Here is a 20510-nt window from a genome sequence, read left to right as displayed (position 1 = left end):
AAATCAAACTATAAACTATTAAAAATTGAAATTAAGTCTTGCAAAAACGTATCTTCCGTTCTGCCCAAACTGAGAGGTAGAACGCGAATATATAAACTGATCATTGTTGGTTGAAGCTGTAAGGTTTTTGGTTGGGTAAATATCAAATAAGTTATTAACTCCCGCCGTTAAGCCTACACTTTTTGTAAATTGATAAGCCAAAGAAAGATCAGTAATGATTTTATCTGTAATAGTCTGATGTTCGTTTGGCGAAATCACTCCGTCTGCATTTGCATCTATAATATCCGGGCTGGTCACTTTTCCGAAATAGGTATTTCTAAGATATAAACTTGCATTTTTCCATGAAATATTGTGAGATAAGCTTGCCTTGGTTCTTGGCACCGCTTCTTCAAGATAAATTCTTGCCGCTTCAGAAAAATAAGTATTTTCAAGATTAGCCGCCTGTAAAGATCCGGAAGAATGGATTCCACCCACTCTTTTGGTTTGGTTTAAGTTTAAAGCAAAACTGTTATCAAGTTTAAAATCTGGAAATCTCAAAGTGTGTGAGACAACAACATCCAACCCTTTAGTTTCAGTATCAATGGCATTGGTGAAAAACTGAGCCGCATTGACAGCTTCAGCATCAAAAGCTACCGGAGCAACCGTTCTTGGGAATTGCCCGGTAAGGACAACTCTGTCATCAATTCTGGTAAAATATCCATCGGCTGTAAACGTCAGATTAGCAGAGGGGATTCTGTAAGTGAAACCTGCACTTGCCGATTTTGAAGTTTCCTGTTTCAGCTTGGGAATTCCCAGAAGTTCTGCCAATTTTGAATCATTACTGAAAGTTCCTACTTCCTTCAAAATTCCGTCTGTAAAGAGCGTGGATGTCACATTATAATAAATCTGGTGAATGGACGGCGCACGGAAACCCGTAGAACCAGCAAATCTGAAATTCAAATTATCAGCCAGTTTAATTCTTGAAGCCAGTTTATAATTAAAAGTAGACCCAAAATCTGAGTAGTTTTCATATCTCGCAGCGACATCTACCAAAAACCAGTCGGTAAAATTTAATTCTACATCTGCATATCCTGCAATGGCCTGTCTGTTTTTGTTGACTGCATTGATTGGCTTAAATCCGCCAAAAACCTGCGATCCGCCCGGAAGAGCGTTTCCAAAGAAATCCGTAGGTCGTGGAGTTGTTCCGTTCCATAAATTTCCGGCGGCATCATAAGTAGCATAAGAAGCCTCTTCACCTGCTGTGATTTTGAAATTTTCATACCGGTGTTCTGCACCGAAAGCGACGTTAATCCCTTTCCAGACATCATACTTTTTAGAAAAATCTAAATTGAGCGTATTTTGAGAAAAACGCAATCCTCCTGCATCAAACTCATTTGGAGAAGCGAATCTTAATGAAGTATTTCCTGTATTTTCTATGGTATAATCAAAAGAATTTCTCCCGAAAGTATTGCTGAAATCTACATCCCAACCGTTCCAATTTCCTTTTATTCCTGTAGACAAAGATAAATCCTGAATGCCTGTTCCTATTTGAGGAAGATAGCCGTCAGAATATAAACCTGTAAACGTTCTGCTTTGGTTAGGTCTTCTGTAAAAACCTCCCGAAGTCCCTTGTCTGAAGCTGTAACCACCAAATGTATATACTTTCCAAAGATCATTTAACGGAATTTCAATATTGGCAAAAAGCTGATTGTTATTTAATTTCGACTGTCCGACCTGCATATTAAAATCTTTTCTTGAAAGACCTCTGTATGCTAATTCCTGATCGGTAACATTCGCGCCCAAAATACTTTGCAGCCCTGCAATGGTATTTGCCCCCTGAATCTGACTTTGCAACTGAGAAGAAAAGTAATCCACACCTTGAGCATATTGATGAATATAATTGATCAACTGTTGGGAGTTAGGAGTGGTTCCGATATTTGTAAACAACGACGAAAGATTGACACCGTCATTCAAAGCACGCCTTTCGATAGCATTATAGGCATTATAAATAGATCCACTTTCTGTTCCTGCTCTGTAAGTTGGATCTCTGAATTGTGAAGACCAGGTAATATTATAAAAACCGCCTTTATTACCTATTTTATTACCATAATTCAGGTCAACCTGTATATTTTGTCCGTCAAAATCTCCGGTATGATCATTTGCGGTTGGTGTAAGATTTCCTCCATAAGTCAATTGTCCGGTAAGCTTTCCGATGTCTCTTTTCAAACCTAAATTAATCACACCAGCAATAGCATCAGAACCGTATTGTGCAGAAGCTCCATCTCTTAACACTTCAATTCTGCTGATCGCAAAAGACGGTATTGCATTTAAATCTGTTCCTACCGTACCTCTTCCCGGCGACCCGTTTACATTGACTAAAGCAGAAGTGTGCCTTCTTTTTCCATTAATCAAAACCAAAACCTGATCGGGACCCAAACCTCTCAACTGCGCAGGATCTAAATGATCTGTTCCGTCTGCATTCGTCTGAATCGTTGAGGTAAATGATGGTGCAGTGGCATTAAGGATCTGTCCGATTGTAGTCTGTGGTAAAACAATCGATGCTTCTTTTATATTAAATACATCTACAGGAACGGGGCTGTCAACTTTTGATCTTGCACCGCTTCTCGATCCCAGAATTACTACTTCTTCAACATTTGCCGTCTTCACTGTATCTTTTTCCTGAGCTGCTGCATAAGTTCCTAGGAAAAACAAAACTGAGACAGATAAAATAGTCTTGTTAATTTTCATCTATTATAATTTAAAAATTCTACTTTTCGTTTTTTTACGAGGAGCAAATGTATATTATATTTATTAGTCTACAAAAAAAGTAGACTAATAAAATATAGAAAGTTTAGATCTTCAAATTATATTTTTTTAAATTTTGGTAAGTTTAGCGTATTTCAGGATCAGATTCTTTTCGCCTTCGTGCAGGAAAACAACTTTCGCCTTGATGTTTTGAGGATCAGTTCCATCCAAAAATTTCACTTCGCCGATTCCGAAACGGTCATGTCTCACCTTGTCGCCCACTTCAATATCCTGTGAAGAAGCTCCGCTTGGATTGATGATTTTTGCAGTGCTTACAGGTTTTAATTTCCTCGGTTCAGCAATCGGTTTATCATTTTCGGCTTTTGCAATAGTCTTTTTTTCTACTTTTTTAAAGCTTCTCATTTCTGAAGGATGCTCATCAAAAATATTGGAAGTAATCCCGGCGTTGTTGATAAATCTGCTTTCAATTGCCGGATTGAGCAATTCAAGATACTGCTCGTCAACTTCACTTAAAAATCTTGAAGGTTCAGCATCGGTAATTTTACCCCACTGAAAACGGGAAACCGCATACGAGAAAAACGCCTGCTTTTCAGCTCTTGTCAAGGCTACGTAGAACAAACGTCTCTCTTCCTCAAGATCTTCTCTGGTTGCCGAACTCATGAAACTCGGGAATAAATTTTCTTCCAATCCCACCAAATGTACGACAGGAAATTCAAGACCTTTTGAAAGGTGAATTGTCATCAGAGAAACCATATCTTCTCCATCATCCTTTCTTTGCGTATCGGCAGAAAGTGCAATATTTTCAAGAAAATTTGGTAAACTTGGATCACCATCTTCCAATTGCATCTGTTCTTCGATAAAACCCTGCATCGAGTTCATCAATTCCTGAACGTTTTCTACACGTGAAATCCCTTCCGGTGTCTGATCGTCTTTTAAAAATTTAATCAAACCGCTTCGCTTTGCCACTTCCATTGCAACACTGTAAGCTGTTTCAGTTTTCAGCAAAACCTGAAATGCTTTAATCATCGACCAGAAATCGCTCAGTTTGGTTAAAACGCCATTGTTGAATTTTAATTGTGGTGCATACATTCCCAGATTGTCTAACACTTTGGATACCGAAACGTTTTGAGCATCAGCAAAAACAATTAATTTATTCTGAGTCGTTTCGCCAATTCCTCTGGTAGGGTAATTGATGATTCTCATTAAAGCTTCAGAATCGTTTTCATTCACCAAAAGACGAAGATAACCGATGAGATCTTTTACCTCTTTTCTTTGATAAAAAGACAGACCTCCATATACTTTATACGGAATATTTTTTCTTCTTAAAGAGTCTTCAAAAGCTCTCGTCTGAGAGTTGGTACGGTATAAAATCGCAAAATCACTGAATTTTTTTTGTTCTCTGTTGCTCAGTTCCCAAATATTTCCTGCAACGAAGTTGGCTTCATCAGCATCGGAAAGTGAACGGTACACTTTTATTTTTTCTCCTTCTTCATTTTCACTGAAAACATTTTTCTTAAACTGTTGCAGGTTTTTTGCGATAACCACATTTGCAGCATTTACGATGTTTTGTGTAGAACGATAATTTTGTTCCAAAGAAACCGTCATCGCCTCCGGATAATCTTTTTTGAAATTTAAAATATTGTAAATATTCGCACCACGGAAAGAGTAAATTGACTGTGCATCGTCTCCGACCACACAGATATTTTCAAATTTTGAAGCTAAAGCTTTCACAATCAAATACTGAGAGTGATTCGTATCCTGGTACTCATCTACCAGAATATATCTGAATCTGTCCTGATATTTAGCTAGAACCTCTGGAAACCTGGTCAATAACTCATTGGTTTTCAACAATAAATCATCAAAATCCATTGAGCCGTTTTTAAAGCACGCTTCTACGTATTTTTCATAAATTTTTCCAATGAATTTCATGTTGGCTTTTTCGTCAGCTTCCATTAATTCTGGATTGTTGTAATATGCTTTTACCGTGATCAGATTATTTTTGTAATTGGAAATTCTTGCCTGAACTTTTTTAGGTTTATATAAATCGGCATCAATGTTCATGTCTTTCAGTACTTTTCTGATGACATTCAGAGCATCCTGCTGATCGTAAATCGTAAAATTGGAAGGATAACCCAGATAATGCGCTTCACTTCTCAGAATTCTTGCAAAAACGGAGTGAAAAGTTCCCATCCAAAGACTTCTCGCATTGCTTTGTCCGACTACTTTTGCGATACGTTCTTTCATTTCTTTAGCAGCCTTGTTGGTAAAGGTCAGCGCCAGAATATTAAAAGGATCAACGCCATTGGTAATCAAATGCGCAATACGCATCGTGAGTACACGCGTCTTTCCAGAACCTGCACCGGCAAGTACCATCAAAGGTCCTTGTAATGTGGTAACGGCTTCATATTGTGGTTCGTTGAGTCCTTTCAGATAATCCATACAGCAAAAAAATTTGGGAACACAAAATTAGTGTATTATAAGGAGATTTCAAATTATGAGCTTAAATGTTTAGGCTAAAAATTCAGACAAAAAAATCAGCAAAAAATATTCTGCTGATTTCATAATTTATTTAAAAATACTTTATTTAGCGTACTTTTTGAGTCTGTCTACCATATCACCAAGATCAAATGGTTTTGCAATAAAAGCATCTGCTCCCGCATCTAATGCAGACTGTTCTAAACCACGGCTTGCCGACATAATCAAAACAGGAATATCTTTCAGATTTTCATCTGCTTTAATCTCTCGGCAGATATCTCTTCCGTCTTCACCGGAGAGCCACATATCCATAAGAATGACGTTGGGTTTCGAATCTGCACTCAAAGTTTTCAGCATATCTGAACCTTTATAAAATTTTTCAATCTCAAATCCTTCAAAATCAAGCATCATTTCTATCGAATCTACGATTGCCGGACTGTCATCTACCACTAAAACTTTTGTTGCGTTGGGCATTTTGTTTATACTTTTTTACTTTTGGGGATTTCGAAGCAAAAATCAGACCCTTTTTCTTCCGTAGAAAGTACATAGATGCGACCTCCGGACCTCTTGATGATTTCTGATGAGATGTAAAGTCCGAGACCCAAACCCGGAAAAGTATGCTCTTTTGAACCACTTACTCTGTAATATTGTTCAAAAACTTTCTGCTGCTTATCTGAAGGAATACCTATTCCGAAATCTTTCACACTGAAAGTTACCGTATTATCCTGCAATTTTTTGGTAATAATCACCTCATCTGCATCCGGAGAATATTTAATCGCATTGCTTATGAGATTGCTCATTACCTGAGAAATACGGTGACGGTCTGCATATACTGTACCGATCTGAAACGGCTGTATGATAAGCTTATGCCTGGAGTTCATCTGCTGTTCTGCAACAATTTCTTCGGTAAGTTTATCGAAATCAAATTCATATTCGTTGAGTTGAATTTTTCCGTTCTGTATTTTGGTAACATCCAGCAAATCACTAATCAAAACTGTGAGAACTTCTATCTGAGCGTCCATTTTTCTGGCGACCTCTGCGTTTTTCAAATCATTCTGTCTTACAAGATTTTTCTCTATAAATTGGGTGTAGATCTTCAGGCTCGTCAAAGGAGTTTTCAGTTCGTGACTCGCAATTCCGAGAAAATTATCTTTTTGTGTCTGCAGTTGTTTAAAATCATCAATATCTGTGAACGTACCAATCCACTGTGAAACTTCGTTATTTTCATCCAAAGTAGGTACTGCTCTTCCGAGAAACCAACGATATATTTCGGGATTTTTAGGATCTATAAACTGATATTCCATCTCAAATGGTGTTCTGGCTCTTACACTTTCTGCCCAAACAACTTCTACTTTCGCATGAATCTCAGGACTGATTACTCTTTTGAAACCTTCAGACGGATTTTCATCTCTGTCGAAACCAGTGTACCTGTACCAATTGTCATTCATGTAATTCAACTGTCCGTATTTATCACAAGTCCATACAAATTGTGGCATAGAATCTGCCAAATCTCTGAATTTTTCTTCCCTTTTCTGTATCTCTTCACGAGCAATCACCAAATCTGTAACATCAACTGCTATATTGTAGATAGCATAGACTTCGCCCTTCTCATTTTTCAGTGGTTTGTAAGAAAAATTAAAAAAATAGCTCTGAAGTTTTCCGTCTACTACCAAATCCACCCTATCTTCTTTCGCAGTATATGTTTTTCCGGTTTTAAAAATATCTTTAAGAATACCGATAAAAGGCTGACCTTCAAGCTCAGGCAAAGCATCTTCCAATTTAAGTCCGATCACGGAAGCATCTTTCCCCCATGTTTTAAGCATTAAATTATTGGCTAGCTCTATATACAAATCATTGGTGCGATAAATAGCAATAGAATAATCTGAATTTTTGATTAAATCTTCAAAACGATATTCGCTTTCCTTCAGTTTTCTTTCTGAAATCACCTGATCGGTTACTTCGGTTGCTACAACACTAACGCCGATAATTTTTCTTTCATCATTGAAAACAGGAGAATAAATAAAGTTAAAAAAATGTTCTTCCAGATATCCGAATTTATCTAAAAATACAGGGAGTTTATTACCATTAAAAACCTCGCCTTTTCTGTAAACACTGTTAAAAATTTCTACAAAACCCTGAGATTTTATTTCAGGTAAAGCTTCGAATAAAGGCATCCCAACAATAGAAATATCTCTGCCCCACAATTCTAAAATCTGCGGATTGGCATTTTGTATGACAAGATCATCGCCAATCAATAAACACATCGCAACAGGAGCCTGACTGAATAGCGTGATCAACGATTCCGGTGAAACATTTTGTTCTAAAAAACTTTTCATGAGATAGAGCTGTTAAACTTTATAATTAATAATTAATTGAGAGAAAACTTCTTTTTTGAACCAAGTCTCGTTCCAATTTTTAAAACTACAAAATTTTCTTAAAAATTTGTAACATTTGATGTATTTTTGGTACATATTGACTAAACAATTTCTATTTATGAAAAAACGACTTTTTAGTGTTGCAGCTGCTGCTTTTTTTGGAGTAATGCTGAATGCACAACAAATCAAATTCGAAGAATATGATCTGCCAAACGGTTTGCACGTAATTCTTCATCAGGATAATTCTGCTCCGGTAGTTACTACAGGTATCATGTATCACGTAGGTGGAAAAGACGAAATCAAAGGCAGAACAGGTTTTGCACACTTTTTTGAACACCTTTTATTTGAAGGTACTCCGAATATTAAAAGAGGAGATTGGTTTAAAATCGTATCTTCAAACGGAGGGCAAAACAATGCCAATACAAGCATGGACAGAACATACTATTACGAAACTTTCCCTTCAAACAACGAGCAATTAGGTCTTTGGATGGAAGCTGAAAGACTACGTCATGCTGAGATTAATCAGATTGGTGTAGACACTCAGAGAGAAGTTGTAAAAGAAGAAAAAAGATTGAGAATGGATAATCAGCCTTACGGAAATCTGATGAACGCCATTCAACAAAATCTTTTTACTAATCACCCATACAGCGGTTCAGTAATCGGGTCAATTGATGATTTGAACTCTGCAAAACTGGAAGAATTCAGAGATTTTTATAAAAAATATTATGTTCCAAACAATGCAACTTTGGTTGTTGCAGGAGACATCAAGCCTGAGCAGACAAAAAAATGGATTCAGGAATATTATGGCGGATTGACTAAAGGAACTGTAACTCCTAAAAACTTCCCGAAAGAATCTCCTATAACTAAAGAAACTGAAAAGACTGTTACAGATCCTAACATTCAGCTTCCAGCATATATCTTTGCATACAGAAGCCCTTCAAACAAAGACAGAGATGCTTATATTCTGAATATGCTTTCATCTTATTTGAGCAGCGGGAAATCATCTGTTTTATACAAAAAACTAGTAGATCAGGAGAAAAAAGCCTTAGAAGTACAGGCATTTAACCTTGGTATGGAAGATTACGGTGTATTCGGTTTCTTTGCAATGCCAATGGGAGCTACAACAAGACAGACTTTACAGGCAGACATTGATGTTGAAATCAAGAAGCTGCAATCTACTTTGATTTCTCAGGAAGATTATCAAAAACTTCAGAACAAGTTTGAGAATCAGTTTGTAAATGCTAACTCAAGCATTCAGGGAATTGCTGCTTCATTAGCAACTAACCACGTATTGATGGGAGATACCAATTTGATCAACAAGGAGATTGAAATCTACAGATCTATCACAAAGCAAGATTTGCAGAATGCTGCGAAGAAGTATCTGAATTCTAACCAAAGAGTAATCATTAATTACGTACCTGAAAAAAAATAATTCTTACAATAAATTCAAGATATTAGATATTCAAGATAGAAGACTAAAAATTAGTTTACATCTTCAATGCAACTATCAATTTAAATAAAGAATTATTAAAATTAAATTTTTACAAATGAAAAAGCAATTAACATATATAGCAGTAGCATTTTTATTCACAGGAATGCTTTCTGCACAAAAAATTGATCTTAATGCAATGCCGAAAGCAGGACCAACTCCTTCGATCAACATTGCACAGCCAAAGACTTTTCAGTTAAAAAACGGTTTAACTGTAATGGTGGTTGAAAACAACAAATTACCTAGGGTAAACATGAGCCTTTCTATGGACAGACAACCTTATTATGAAGGTGATGTTGCAGGAGTAAGCGAAATCATGGCAGACCAATTGGGTAACGGTACAACGACTTTAAGCAAAGACGAATTCAACAAAAAAATTGATTTCTTAGGCGCAAACTTAGGCTTCAATTCAGGAGGAGCATCTTCTAATTCGCTTTCAAAATATTTCCCTGAAGTTTTAGGTTTAATGGCTGATGCAATCATCAATCCTAAATTTTCTGCTGATGAAATTCAAAAATCAAAAGAAAGAGCCGTTGAAGGTATCAAAAGTGAAGAAAAAAATGCTTCATCCATTGCTTCAAGAGTTTCTAACGCTTTGACCTACGGAAAAAATACTGCAAGAGGAGAATTTGAAACGATAGAGTCTGTTAACAAAATTCAATTGGCTGACGTACAAAACGTTTATAAAAAATATTACGCACCGGATAATGCTTATTTGGTGATCGTAGGTGATGTAAAGTTTGACAAGGTAAAACCAATGGTAGAAAAAGCTTTTGCCAACTGGAAAAAAGCCAACACAGCTTTCCCACCTTTAGAGCCTGCTTCAAATGTTGCTAAAACAGAGATCAATGTGGTAGATGTTCCTTCTGCAGTACAATCTGTAGTTTCTGTAGGAAACATCAACACGTTGAAAATGAAAGATCCTAATTACTTCCCTGCTACAATTGCCAACTATATTCTTGGTGGTGGTGGTGAAGCCAGACTTTTCATGAACCTTCGTGAGAAAAACGGATTTACTTACGGTGCTTACTCTAGCATGAGCGCAAGCAAATACTCTCCTGATTTTTCAGCAGAAGCAAGCGTAAGAAATGAGGTTACCGATAAGGCTGTAAAGGAATTCATGAATGAAATCAACGGAATTTCTACAGTGAAAGCTGACGAACTTGCCAATGCAAAAGCTAAATTAAAAGGAAGCTTCATCATGTCTCTAGAACAGCCTGCTACTATCGCAAGATTTGCAGTAAGCCAAAAAGTAAATGATCTTCCAGCTGATTTTTATACAAATTATTTAAAATCAATTGATAAAGTAACTGCTGCTGATGTTTCGACTGCGGTGAAAACTACGATAATGCCAAACCAAAGCAGAATTTTCATTGCAGGTAAAGCTTCTGAAATTTCTGAAGGATTAGAGAAATTAGGATATCCGGTAAAATATTATGATGCCAATGCAAATCCTGTAGGGAAACCAATTGTTCAGAAAGCTGATGCAAGTGTAACTGTAGCGTCTGTTGTAGATAAATACATTACTGCAATTGGAGGAAAAGAAAATCTTTCAAAAGTTTCTTCATACACTACGACCGCATCAATGTCTGTACAAGGACAAAATATTGATTTTAAGAGCATCAAAGCACAGGGAGGTAAAGAACTTACTGTAGTTTCTATGGGAGGCATGACTCTTCAGAAACAAGTTTTTGACGGTAAAACAGGATTTTCTGAGCAAGGTGGACAAAAAGTAGCCATGACTAAAGAAGAAATTGCTGACAACTTAAAGAACACTGAACTTTTCGAAGAATTAGGCTTTGCTAAATCTGCAGATTATAAATTGGCAGGAATCGAGAAAATCGCGGGTGAAGATTCTTATGCAATCAAATCTGCTGACAAAACATATTATTACAGCGTAAAAACCGGTCTTAAAACAGGAGAAACCGAAACTGTAAAAGCTCAGGGACAGACGATGACAGTACCCACTACTTTCGCAGATTACAAAGATGTTGCAGGTGTGAAAATGCCTTATACCATCAATGTAAACCAAATGGGTATGGATATGACCATGAAAGTAAAATCTTACGAAGTAAATCAGGCTAAAGACACTGATTTCAAATAAGAATAAAGTATATTGAAGAAAAGCGGCAACAATTGTTGCCGCTTTTTGTTTTTAGTGAAATCTTTATTTTGCGGTTCTGTAAAAAAACATTAAATTTGCCCATTCAAAAAGATATTAAAATTAATGGATACTATATTTACACTATTGATGGTTCTTATTATGATTGCCAGCGTTTTATTGGTAATTGTTGTTATGGCTCAAAACCCTAAAGGTGGCGGTCTTTCAAGTACATTCGGAGGAGCATCTTCTGCCCAGTTTGGAGTACAGAGAACGAACGACTTTATGGAGAAGTCAACCTGGACGTTAGGAGCGGTAATCATCGTTCTGATTTTAATCAGCGTGGTGGTAATGGGTAAACCAAAAGCAGCACCTCTTCCAGTGCCTACTCAATCTGAGGCACCTGCTAAGAAAAATGCACCTGCTTCTAAAACTACTACAACTAAGGAAAGCGTTCCGGCAACTAAGTAAGAATTTATTGATCAAAATAAAACAAAGCAACTCAATTATTGGGTTGCTTTTTATTTGAGTTTAATCTGTTCAATTTTGTGTCTTAATTTTAAACCTGCCTTCAAAAATGAATATTGCAAAGGTTTACTCTCCCGGTAATATTTATCTATAAAAATCTGCATGGCTCCGTAAAATCTTTCTAAATACACTTCATCTTTAATGGTACTTTCACCCTTATGATGCAGGATTGAAGCTTTTCCGTAATAATAATTTTGACACCCGTTTTTCAACAAAGTGTAGCACAAATCAATATCTTCACCATACATAAAGTACCTTTCGTCAAGACCGCCTACTTTTTTGTAAACGTCTCGTTTAACAAGGAAAAATGCTCCGGTAATGACTTCAACTTCAGCAATTTCAAATTCGTCTACATCATTTCGATAATATGATTTTGAATTTTTCTTTTTAAAATTGGTAAATAACTTTTCGAAAGAATTAAACATATCAGGAACTGACCGCTTGCTTTCCGGGAGAAAAACTCCATAGGCATCATGCATTCTTACACCAAGGCATCCGAAATTGGTTTTAGAATCAGCAAAATCTAAAATTTCATTCAAATAAAAACCTTCCAGTTCGGTATCGGGATTTAAAATTAAAAGATATTCTCCCTGCGCAGATTCAATTGCTTTATTGTTTGCTACGGCAAAACCTTCATTTTTTTCGGAAGCAATAAACTGTACTTTCGGAAACTCCGGAATGAGGTCTCCCCAAGAACTATCACTAGAATTGTTATCAATCACAATAACTTCATAATTGATTTTTTCAGCGTATTTTTGAATTGAAATAAGGCAGTTTCTCAATAGTTGAGCCACATTATAATTAACGATAATGATTGAAAGTTTTGGAGTCATTTTAATCCTTTTCGTTATACGGAAGCCTGTTGATGATTGATCTTCCCAAAGAAATTTCGTCAGCATATTCCAGCTCATCACCTACAGAAATCCCTCTTGCAATACTTGAAAACTGAATCCCCGAATTTTTGAATTTCTTGTAAATATAATAAGCTGTGGTATCCCCTTCCATCGTTGCACTCAAAGCAAAAATAAATTCTTTGGCTTCACCCAGCTGCAGCTTCTTTTCAATACTCGGAATATTCAGCTGATGAGGTCCTACACCTTCCATCGGAGAAATTTTTCCGCCAAGAATAAGATATTTACCTCTGTATTTTCCGGTATTTTCGATGGCAATAACATCTCGTACATCTTCTACAATGCAAATAAGCTCATTACTGCGTTTTTCGTTACTGCAGATCTCGCAAATATCAAAATCAGAAAAATTGTGGCATTCTTTACAGTATTTTATTTCATTAACAAGATTGATGATCGAAGTTCCCAAACCTGTCGCTCGTGAATTAGGCTGTTTAAGTAAATGAAGCGCAAGACGCAAAGCGGTTTTCTTACCAATACCCGGAAGTCCTGATATTTCCTCAACTGCTTTTGCCAATACTTTACTTGGGTAATCCATAACACAAAAATAAGAATTTTTGTTGAGAGTTTTGAAATTCAAACGTACAGAAACAGGACATTTTTGGTGTCAAAATTTTTAATTCATTCATGCTTTTTAGGCATTAAATTATTTTAAAACCTTTATCTTTGATCATCAAAATATTAAACAGAAAAATAAACCAAAAATGATTCTTAACAACCTCAATTATCCGCTGGATTTTAAATTTAAAATCACCACTCTTGCCAGCGATTTCAACATTACAGATAAAAACGGAAACTCTGTCGCATACGTTCGCCAGAAAATGTTTAAACTGAAAGAAGACGTCATTGTTTTCAATGACGAAAGCAAAACCAAAGAACTTTTCAGAATTCAGGCAAATCAGTGGATTGATTTTAATGCATCTTACTCAATCAAAGATATGATCGGGAAAAATTTCGGAAGATTAGCCAGAAAAGGAATGCGCTCTATCTGGAAATCTTCTTACAATGTTTTGGATGAAGCCGATCAGCAAAAATTCACCATTACAGAAGACAATGCCTGGGTCAAATTTTTTGACGGAATGGTTGGAGAAATTCCTATTATCGGGATGTTTACCGGATATTTCCTTAACCCATCTTACACCGTAAAAGGTATGGACGGAAAAGAATATTTTAAGCTTAAAAAAATGCCTTCAATGTTCGGAAGAAGATTCCAGCTGGACAGACTGATTGATATTGATGACGAAGACGAAAGTTTGGTTGTTTTATCATTGCTGATGATGGTTCTGCTTGAGAGATCAAGAGGATAGATAGCTTCTGGCAATTGCTTTAAGAATTAAAATCGTTTTAAATTCAAAATAAACAAATTTCAACAGATGAAATATTTTATCATTTTCCTTTCAGCTTTAACTTTGGTTGCCTGTAAAAAGGAAAAAGAAACCGTTTCAGATTCAACACCCAAAGATTCTCTTAATATCGTTCAGGATTCTGCAAAAACTGATTCTGCATCTGCCAACATTCTGGTCGATGTATTTCCTTTCCCTAAAGAAATTAAAGAATGCTCTTGTTATTTTGCGAAAAATAAGACAGATTTTGAAAACGAAAAATACATTTATGCAGACGATGCAGGGAAAACAGCTTACATGAAACTCAATGGAAAGAGAATCGCAATGAATCTTATCTCCTCAAGTGATATGGAAGTGGATGAAGAACTGACCAAAGAAATTGAAAATGAGAACTATAAAATCTCTGTGAAAGGTAAAAAGATAAAGCATGAAGAGGTTTTACTTTTCGAAGGTATCTTAACGATTGAAAAACCGGACGGAACTATCATGAAAATGCCGATTTACGGCGAATGTGGATGCTAAAGCAATTAGCAATTAGCAATTAGCAATTAGCAATTAGCAATTAGCAATTAGCAATTAGCAATTAGCAAAAATACTGCTCCTGAATTTCGGGAGCATTTTTTATTTCATATTATTTATTTATTTTTTCATTTGTCATATTCAATCGCCGAGTTTTAGTTAGTATTTTCGTTTCTAAATCATAGCGATTTCGTAATTTTGATAAAAATAAATTTTATGGAACTATCAAACATAGAACCGCAGATTATCTGGAAGAATTTTTCCAAATTGAATGCTGTTCCGAGACCGTCTAAAAAAGAAGAAAAAGTAATCGCTTTCATCAAAGAATTTGGTGAAAATCTAGGTTTAGAAACTACGGTCGATGAAGTAGGAAATGTCATTATTAAAAAACCAGCCACCGCAGGAATGGAAAACCGTAAATCAATCGTGATGCAGTCGCATCTTGATATGGTTTGCCAAAAAAACAATGATGTGAATTTCGATTTTGAAACTCAGGGAATTCAAATGGAAGTTGACGGCGACTGGGTAAAAGCAAAAGGAACGACTTTAGGTGCTGATAACGGTTTAGGTGTTGCAACCATCATGTCTATTCTTGAAAGTTCAGACATTCCGCATCCGGATTTGGAAGCTTTATTTACAATTGATGAAGAGACAGGTATGACGGGAGCTCTAGGTTTAAAGCCCGGACAATTAACCGGTCAGATTTTATTAAATCTTGACACCGAAGAAGATGACGAAATCGATATCGGATGTGCAGGTGGAATTGATGTAACGGTGAGCCAGACTTACACAACAGAAGCTTCTACAGGGCAAATTGTAAGAATCGAAGTAAAAGGTTTACAAGGAGGGCATTCAGGCATGGATATTCACAAAGGTTTCGGAAATGCCAATATTATTATGGGCAGAATTCTTTACAAAGCTTTAGCAAATCAGAACATTCAGTTAGTTTCTATTGACGGCGGAAGTTTGAGAAATGCGATTCCGAGAGAAGCTGTGGCTTTAGTTTCTGTAAGAAATGCAGGAGAATTTATTGAAGATGTGACCAACGGAATTAAAAACGAAATTTTGGAAGAATTTGCTTCCATTGAAGCCGGGCTTCAGATCAATATTGAAAATTCTACAACTTCAGAAAAGGCTGTTTCAGAAGAAGATTCAAAGAAAATTATTTTGGTTTTAAAATCTCTTCACAACGGCGTTTACAGAATGAGCCCGGATGTTCAGGATTTGGTAGAATCTTCAAATAATGTGGCAAGAGTAGAATTAAAAGAAGGTGGTTTGAAAATTTTAAATCTTTCGAGATCATCAGTTGATTCGTCTAAAGATTCTGTTGCTGAACAACTGAAATCAGTATCAGAATTGGCAGGAATGAACGTTGAATTCAGCGGATCATACCCTGGCTGGAAACCAAAACCAGGTTCTGAAATCGTTCAGATGATGGAGAAAATCTACACCGAAAAATTTTCGGAAAAACCACACGTTGTCGCTTGCCACGCAGGTTTAGAATGTGGAATTATCGGTGCCAATTATCCTGAAATGGAAATGGTAAGTTTCGGACCCACCATCAGAGGAGCACACTCGCCGGATGAAAAAGCAAATATTTCGTCAACACAGAAATTCTGGAGTTTTACGAAGGATATTTTAGCAAATATTCCTTTGAAATAAGATAAAGAATACTCAAATATTAATATCCAAAGTCGTTTGATTTTGGATATTTTTTCTAATATCTCATCAAATTTATACTTTGCTTAGATTCCTCCGGAATGACAAACATTGTGGTAATTAGTGAAATCATTTGAGATATTTGTGGTTTTTAAATACCAAAAAATTAAAATAATGAAAAGTATCACCGTATTCTGCGGATCAAGTTTCGGTTCGGATGAAAAATATAAAGAGCAGGCAATTTTGCTCGGACAGACATTAGCAAAACAAAATATTCAACTGATTTATGGCGGTGCCAATGTCGGATTAATGGGTGCTGTTGCTGACGGTGTTCTTCAGGAAGGTGGAAAAGCTATCGGTGTTCTACCCTATTTTTTGCAGTCTAAAGAAATTGCACATCTTCATCTTACCGAGTTGATTTTGGTAGAAAGCATGCATGAAAGAAAAACCAAAATGAATGACCTTTGCGACGGCGTTATCGTACTTCCCGGCGGTTATGGGACTATGGAAGAGTTTTTTGAAATGATTACTTGGGCACAACTCGGGCTGCATCAAAAACCCATTGCCGTTCTGAATATTGGCGGCTTCTATAATGATTTAATTAAATTAGTTCAAACAATGGTTGATAAAGGATTTTTAAAGCAAATCAATCAGGAAATGCTTTTGGTAAGCGACCATATTGATGAGCTTTTAGAAAAAATGAGAAATTATCAAGCTCCTAAGGTTGGGAAGTGGATTTCTAAGGAGGAGGTTTAAATTAAACATATTATATTTAAAATTAATACTATGATTATATGTTCAAAAACTCAATTTTAAAAACTTATAATAAATACGGGTCAGTTGGAATCATTCTACTGATTATATCGATTATTAGTATTATTCTTGGATTATATATACTAATTGATTTTTTTATTAAAATATCATACTCAGTTGAAGTTATTGATGAAAAAGATACCTCGATAAAGAATTAACGGGAATAATTGGTGATTTTGTTGGTGGAATTGTCGGCACACTTTGGTCATTGACAGGTGTAATTTTGTTTTTTTTAGCTTTACGACTTCAAAGTAAAGAATTAAATCTTCAAATTCAAGAAATGAGAGAAACAAGAAACGTTTTTCAAATTCAACAATTTGAAAATACTTTTTTTAATCTTATCAAAACTCATAACGATATAAGAAACAACATCAAGATTGATAAAAATAAAGATCTTAATAATTTTAACGAAGAACTTATTAATGGAATTGAAGCTATTGAGTTTATTAAAATCAATATATTTAAAATGAAAGAGCAATTGGTCAGAAATTTAGATATAATGGAGAAAGATTTAACCGAAGAAAATAAAAACCAATTCAAAGACTTATATTTTATTGATTATGAAGAATTTTTACAAAAAAAATATATCCAAGCAAAAGTTTTATACAAACTAACTCTTCTCACTTATTATAACGAATTAGGTCATTATTTTAGAAACCTATATCATATATTATTATTTATAAGAGAGAACGAAGAATTTGAATTATCTGAAAATACTCGAAGTATTCTTTTAGGCGAGAGCAATTCTATATCAATTAATAATGTAAATATACATGAAGACAGGATCAAAAAGAAATATAAGAAATACACACAACTTCTACAAGCTCAAATGAGCAATACTGAACTATTTTTAACATTTTATAATGCATTATTCTTTCCAAAATTTAAAAGATTAGTACAATATTATGATCTTGTACAAAATCTTAACAAAGATGATTTATTATATCCTGATGCTGACGAAAAATTTTATGAACAGTATTTTTATAAACAAGAGTTAATCCCAGAATTAAAACTTAAAAGAAAAGCAGACAGTTTAAAATTATAACCAATAAAAACTCCCGAAGAATATCTTCAGGAGTTTTTAATATCATTTAAATAAAATTTCTAAGGATAAGGAGCAATCTCTACTTCAAGACCTTCCATTACATCAGCAATATGAAGCTGGCAACCCAATCTGCTGTTTGGCTCAACATGATAAGCTTCTCCCAACATGGCATCTTCTTCGTCTCCCATAGGCTCAAGTCCGGGATCTTTAATTACATACACCTGACAAGAAGCGCACATTGCCATTCCACCACAAACTCCGATCGTTCCTTCTTCTGCCAATTCATAAGAACGGATGATCTCCATCAAATTCATTGACATATCTGTAGGAGCTACAATATCGTGAGTCAATCCTTCCCTGTCAGTGATTCTTATATTTATATCGCTCATTTTGTTGATAGTTGGTGGTTGATGGTTGATGGTTTCTGTTTTACTAACAACTGATAACCAACAACTGACAACTCATTAATTTATTTTCTTTACAACCGCTTTTTCAGCTTCCTTACGGCTTCCGTCGAAACCATCTACTCCACTCACGGTGGTATATTTTAAAACGAATTTTTTACCGGGATTTAATCTATTATAAACACTTTGACACATCAAGGTTGCTTCGTGGAAACCACAAAGAATAAGTTTTAGTTTCCCGGGATAGGTGTTGATATCACCAATTGCGTAGATCCCTTCGATGTTGGTTTGGTAATCCAAAGCATTGTTGACTACAATTGCATTTTTCTCGATATTCAATCCCCAATTTGATATTTCACCCAATTTTGGCGTTAATCCGAAAAGTGGAATAAAGTAATCTGTTTCGATATCAAAAGCTTCCTGATCATCAACTTTTACAGTAATCGCCTCTACTTTTCCGTCACCTTTGATGGCGGTAACTTCTGCGGGAGTAATCAGTTTAATTTTACCCTGATTTTTAAGATCCTGAACTTTTTCTACAGAATCTAAAGCTCCACGGAACTCATTTCTTCTGTGAATCAATGTCACTTCACTTGCCACATTGGATAAGAAAACGCTCCAGTCTAAGGCAGAATCTCCACCTCCTGCGATAACTACTTTTTTATTTCTGAAATGTTCCGGCTCTTTTACGAAATATTCCAGACCTTTCTCTTCGTAATCAGCCACATTATCCATAGTAGGTTTTCTAGGCTCGAATGTTCCTAAACCACCTGCAATTGCAATTGCTTTACATCTGTGAACTGTACCTTTATTCGTAACTACCTCAAACCACTCTTCATCAATTTTTTTATAAGAAACTGCGGTTTCGCCTAAGGTAAAACCTGGCTGAAACTGTTTGATCTGTTCCATTAGATTATCTACCAATTCACCCGCATTCACAGACGGATAACCAGGAATATCGAAAATAGGCTTTTTGGGATACAACTCTGCCAACTGACCTCCAGGTTGAGGAAGCGCATCGATAATATGGCATTTCATTTTAAGCAGACCTGCTTCAAACACAGCAAATAGCCCAGTTGGTCCTGCCCCAATAATCAATATGTCTGTCGTTATCATAATATTAAAGATTATTTAATTGTAAGTAGATGCAAATTTACTAATTTTAATGCGAAGCATATTTAAACGAACTTAAATAAAAAACTGAGATTTATCAAATAAGACATCAATCACTTAATCATTTGGCAGTCTTTTTGTAAATTATACATCATGAAGAAATTATTCAATATTTTAGCAATATTCGCATTCTTTTTAGGCTTTGGGCAGATAACAAATATTGCAGACGGAGAATCTTTGACGCTAAGAATACATTACGGTTTTTTAAATGCCGGAAATGCCAATTTAAGTACGCGAGTGGTCAATTTTCAGGGCGAACCTCACCTACACGTAAAAGGTGTCGGTAAGACCACGGGTGCTGTGAAAGCCTTTTTTAAAGTTGAAGATTTATATGAAAGCTATATCAATGTAAAGACCAGTCTGCCTGCTTATTATGTGCGAAACGTGAAAGAAGGAAGCTACAGTCAGCATTTACAGACGGTTTTTATCCACAGTAATAACACATTGGTTCTTACTGATAAAAAAACTCCGTCCAATGGTTCGAAAACTATAAAATCTGTAAAAGGTGTTCAGGATATGTTGTCTTGCTTCTATTATTTAAGAAGTAAGAGTTCAAACGAATTAAAATCCGGAGCGGTTATTAATATGAATGTCTGGATAGATGACGAGATGTTTCCTTTTCAGCTGAAGGTAATGGGGACGGAAAATTTAAAAACAAAATTCGGAACAATAAATGCTCTGAAAATTATTCCGTCTGTAAAAAGCGGAAGAGTATTCAAAGAAAAAGAAGGAGTTACCATGTGGGTTTCTAACGATGCCAATCACATTCCATTATTACTAAAAGCTGAGCTCGCTGTAGGATCTTTAAAGGCGAGTATTGAAGATTATAAAAATGTAAAATATCCTTTGAAATTCACTAAATAAAATTCACTTTTAATATAAAAAACAAGCCAAAGCAGAATATTTTTGCTTTGGCTCTTTCTTGTATCAGTA

General features: G+C 35.6%; 17 protein-coding genes. 9 read left to right on the top strand and 8 right to left on the bottom strand.

Annotation, left to right across the window (positions count from 1 at the left end; all coding sequences use genetic code 11):
- Positions 1-18: 18 nt before the first annotated feature.
- The 4 genes from ACZZ9T_RS07880 to ACZZ9T_RS07865 form a co-directional block, all read right to left on the bottom strand.
- On the bottom strand, positions 19-2727 hold the full coding sequence (locus tag ACZZ9T_RS07880; RefSeq protein WP_463441611.1) for a TonB-dependent receptor plug domain-containing protein: 2709 nt from the start codon (positions 2725-2727) through the stop codon (positions 19-21).
- A 126-nt stretch (positions 2728-2853) separates the two neighbouring features.
- A complete protein-coding gene (locus tag ACZZ9T_RS07875; RefSeq protein ID WP_463441610.1) occupies positions 2854-5184 on the bottom strand; it encodes an ATP-dependent helicase in 2331 nt (776 codons plus the stop codon).
- A gap of 141 nt (positions 5185-5325) precedes the next feature.
- Positions 5326-5694, bottom strand: a complete 369-nt coding sequence (locus tag ACZZ9T_RS07870; RefSeq protein WP_463441609.1) for a response regulator transcription factor — start codon at positions 5692-5694, stop codon at positions 5326-5328.
- A 5-nt stretch (positions 5695-5699) separates the two neighbouring features.
- Positions 5700-7556, bottom strand: a complete 1857-nt coding sequence (locus ACZZ9T_RS07865; protein ID WP_463441608.1) for an ATP-binding protein — start codon at positions 7554-7556, stop codon at positions 5700-5702.
- 157 nt (positions 7557-7713) lie between these two features.
- On the opposite strand from ACZZ9T_RS07865, the gene ACZZ9T_RS07860 reads away from it, so the two are divergent.
- The 3 genes from ACZZ9T_RS07860 to secG all read left to right on the top strand — a co-directional run bounded on the left by ACZZ9T_RS07860 (position 7714) and on the right by secG (position 11656).
- Positions 7714-9027 (top strand): M16 family metallopeptidase, encoded by a 1314-nt coding sequence (locus ACZZ9T_RS07860; protein WP_463431084.1) that lies wholly within the window; start codon positions 7714-7716, stop codon positions 9025-9027.
- Positions 9028-9142: 115 nt separating this feature from the next.
- Positions 9143-11188 (top strand): M16 family metallopeptidase, encoded by a 2046-nt coding sequence (locus tag ACZZ9T_RS07855; RefSeq protein ID WP_463441607.1) that lies wholly within the window; start codon positions 9143-9145, stop codon positions 11186-11188.
- A gap of 123 nt (positions 11189-11311) precedes the next feature.
- Complete coding sequence (gene secG, locus ACZZ9T_RS07850) at positions 11312-11656, top strand: preprotein translocase subunit SecG (RefSeq protein ID WP_463441606.1); 345 nt, start codon at positions 11312-11314, stop codon at positions 11654-11656.
- Between the two features lie 50 nt (positions 11657-11706).
- On the opposite strand, the gene ACZZ9T_RS07845 is transcribed toward secG, so the two are convergent.
- Together ACZZ9T_RS07845 and recR are read right to left on the bottom strand one after the other, a co-directional pair.
- Positions 11707-12546, bottom strand: coding sequence for a glycosyltransferase family 2 protein (locus tag ACZZ9T_RS07845; protein WP_463441605.1), 840 nt, complete (start codon positions 12544-12546; stop codon positions 11707-11709).
- Position 12547: 1 nt separating this feature from the next.
- The gene (recR, locus tag ACZZ9T_RS07840; protein ID WP_463431076.1) at positions 12548-13159 is read right to left on the bottom strand and encodes a recombination mediator RecR; all 612 of its coding nucleotides are present in this window, start codon (positions 13157-13159) and stop codon (positions 12548-12550) included.
- Positions 13160-13325: 166 nt separating this feature from the next.
- On the opposite strand from recR, the gene ACZZ9T_RS07835 reads away from it, so the two are divergent.
- From ACZZ9T_RS07835 to ACZZ9T_RS07815, 5 genes are all read left to right on the top strand, one after another.
- Entirely contained in the window at positions 13326-13928 is a 603-nt protein-coding gene (locus ACZZ9T_RS07835; protein WP_463441604.1) for an LURP-one-related/scramblase family protein, read from the top strand.
- Between the two features lie 66 nt (positions 13929-13994).
- A complete protein-coding gene (locus ACZZ9T_RS07830; RefSeq protein WP_463441603.1) occupies positions 13995-14486 on the top strand; it encodes a hypothetical protein in 492 nt (163 codons plus the stop codon).
- 213 nt (positions 14487-14699) lie between these two features.
- Complete coding sequence (locus ACZZ9T_RS07825; RefSeq protein ID WP_463441602.1) at positions 14700-16145, top strand: aminoacyl-histidine dipeptidase; 1446 nt, start codon at positions 14700-14702, stop codon at positions 16143-16145.
- Between the two features lie 171 nt (positions 16146-16316).
- Complete coding sequence (locus tag ACZZ9T_RS07820; RefSeq protein ID WP_463441601.1) at positions 16317-16898, top strand: LOG family protein; 582 nt, start codon at positions 16317-16319, stop codon at positions 16896-16898.
- A gap of 337 nt (positions 16899-17235) precedes the next feature.
- A complete protein-coding gene (locus ACZZ9T_RS07815; protein ID WP_463441600.1) occupies positions 17236-18000 on the top strand; it encodes a putative phage abortive infection protein in 765 nt (254 codons plus the stop codon).
- A gap of 59 nt (positions 18001-18059) precedes the next feature.
- Here the strand turns inward: ACZZ9T_RS07815 and ACZZ9T_RS07810 are convergent, their stop codons facing one another.
- Positions 18060-18389 carry a 2Fe-2S iron-sulfur cluster-binding family protein gene (locus ACZZ9T_RS07810; RefSeq protein ID WP_463441599.1) on the bottom strand — a complete coding sequence of 110 codons (330 nt, stop codon included), beginning with the start codon at positions 18387-18389 and terminating at the stop codon, positions 18060-18062.
- 75 nt (positions 18390-18464) lie between these two features.
- Complete coding sequence (locus tag ACZZ9T_RS07805; protein ID WP_463431064.1) at positions 18465-19520, bottom strand: NAD(P)/FAD-dependent oxidoreductase; 1056 nt, start codon at positions 19518-19520, stop codon at positions 18465-18467.
- Between the two features lie 150 nt (positions 19521-19670).
- On the opposite strand from ACZZ9T_RS07805, the gene ACZZ9T_RS07800 reads away from it, so the two are divergent.
- Entirely contained in the window at positions 19671-20441 is a 771-nt protein-coding gene (locus tag ACZZ9T_RS07800) for a DUF3108 domain-containing protein (RefSeq protein ID WP_463441598.1), read from the top strand.
- Positions 20442-20510 lie beyond the last annotated feature (69 nt).

Source organism: Chryseobacterium sp. AC417, assembly GCF_979258215.1.
The sequence above is the reverse complement of the archived record's forward strand: the minus strand, read 5'-3'. Positions and strand labels throughout refer to the sequence as shown.

Coding starts and splice junctions, on each gene's coding strand:
- ACZZ9T_RS07830 (WP_463441603.1), top strand. CDS start 13,995: ATGAAATATTTTATCATTTTCCTTTCAGCTTTAACTTTGGTTGCCTGT.
- ACZZ9T_RS07835 (WP_463441604.1), top strand. CDS start 13,326: ATGATTCTTAACAACCTCAATTATCCGCTGGATTTTAAATTTAAAATC.
- ACZZ9T_RS07805 (WP_463431064.1), bottom strand. CDS start 19,520: ATGATAACGACAGACATATTGATTATTGGGGCAGGACCAACTGGGCTA.
- ACZZ9T_RS07815 (WP_463441600.1), top strand. CDS start 17,236: ATGAGAGAAACAAGAAACGTTTTTCAAATTCAACAATTTGAAAATACT.
- secG (WP_463441606.1), top strand. CDS start 11,312: ATGGATACTATATTTACACTATTGATGGTTCTTATTATGATTGCCAGC.
- ACZZ9T_RS07880 (WP_463441611.1), bottom strand. CDS start 2,727: ATGAAAATTAACAAGACTATTTTATCTGTCTCAGTTTTGTTTTTCCTA.
- ACZZ9T_RS07825 (WP_463441602.1), top strand. CDS start 14,700: ATGGAACTATCAAACATAGAACCGCAGATTATCTGGAAGAATTTTTCC.
- ACZZ9T_RS07875 (WP_463441610.1), bottom strand. CDS start 5,184: ATGGATTATCTGAAAGGACTCAACGAACCACAATATGAAGCCGTTACC.
- recR (WP_463431076.1), bottom strand. CDS start 13,159: ATGGATTACCCAAGTAAAGTATTGGCAAAAGCAGTTGAGGAAATATCA.
- ACZZ9T_RS07845 (WP_463441605.1), bottom strand. CDS start 12,546: ATGACTCCAAAACTTTCAATCATTATCGTTAATTATAATGTGGCTCAA.
- ACZZ9T_RS07810 (WP_463441599.1), bottom strand. CDS start 18,389: ATGAGCGATATAAATATAAGAATCACTGACAGGGAAGGATTGACTCAC.
- ACZZ9T_RS07870 (WP_463441609.1), bottom strand. CDS start 5,694: ATGCCCAACGCAACAAAAGTTTTAGTGGTAGATGACAGTCCGGCAATC.
- ACZZ9T_RS07855 (WP_463441607.1), top strand. CDS start 9,143: ATGAAAAAGCAATTAACATATATAGCAGTAGCATTTTTATTCACAGGA.
- ACZZ9T_RS07865 (WP_463441608.1), bottom strand. CDS start 7,556: ATGAAAAGTTTTTTAGAACAAAATGTTTCACCGGAATCGTTGATCACG.
- ACZZ9T_RS07800 (WP_463441598.1), top strand. CDS start 19,671: ATGAAGAAATTATTCAATATTTTAGCAATATTCGCATTCTTTTTAGGC.
- ACZZ9T_RS07860 (WP_463431084.1), top strand. CDS start 7,714: ATGAAAAAACGACTTTTTAGTGTTGCAGCTGCTGCTTTTTTTGGAGTA.
- ACZZ9T_RS07820 (WP_463441601.1), top strand. CDS start 16,317: ATGAAAAGTATCACCGTATTCTGCGGATCAAGTTTCGGTTCGGATGAA.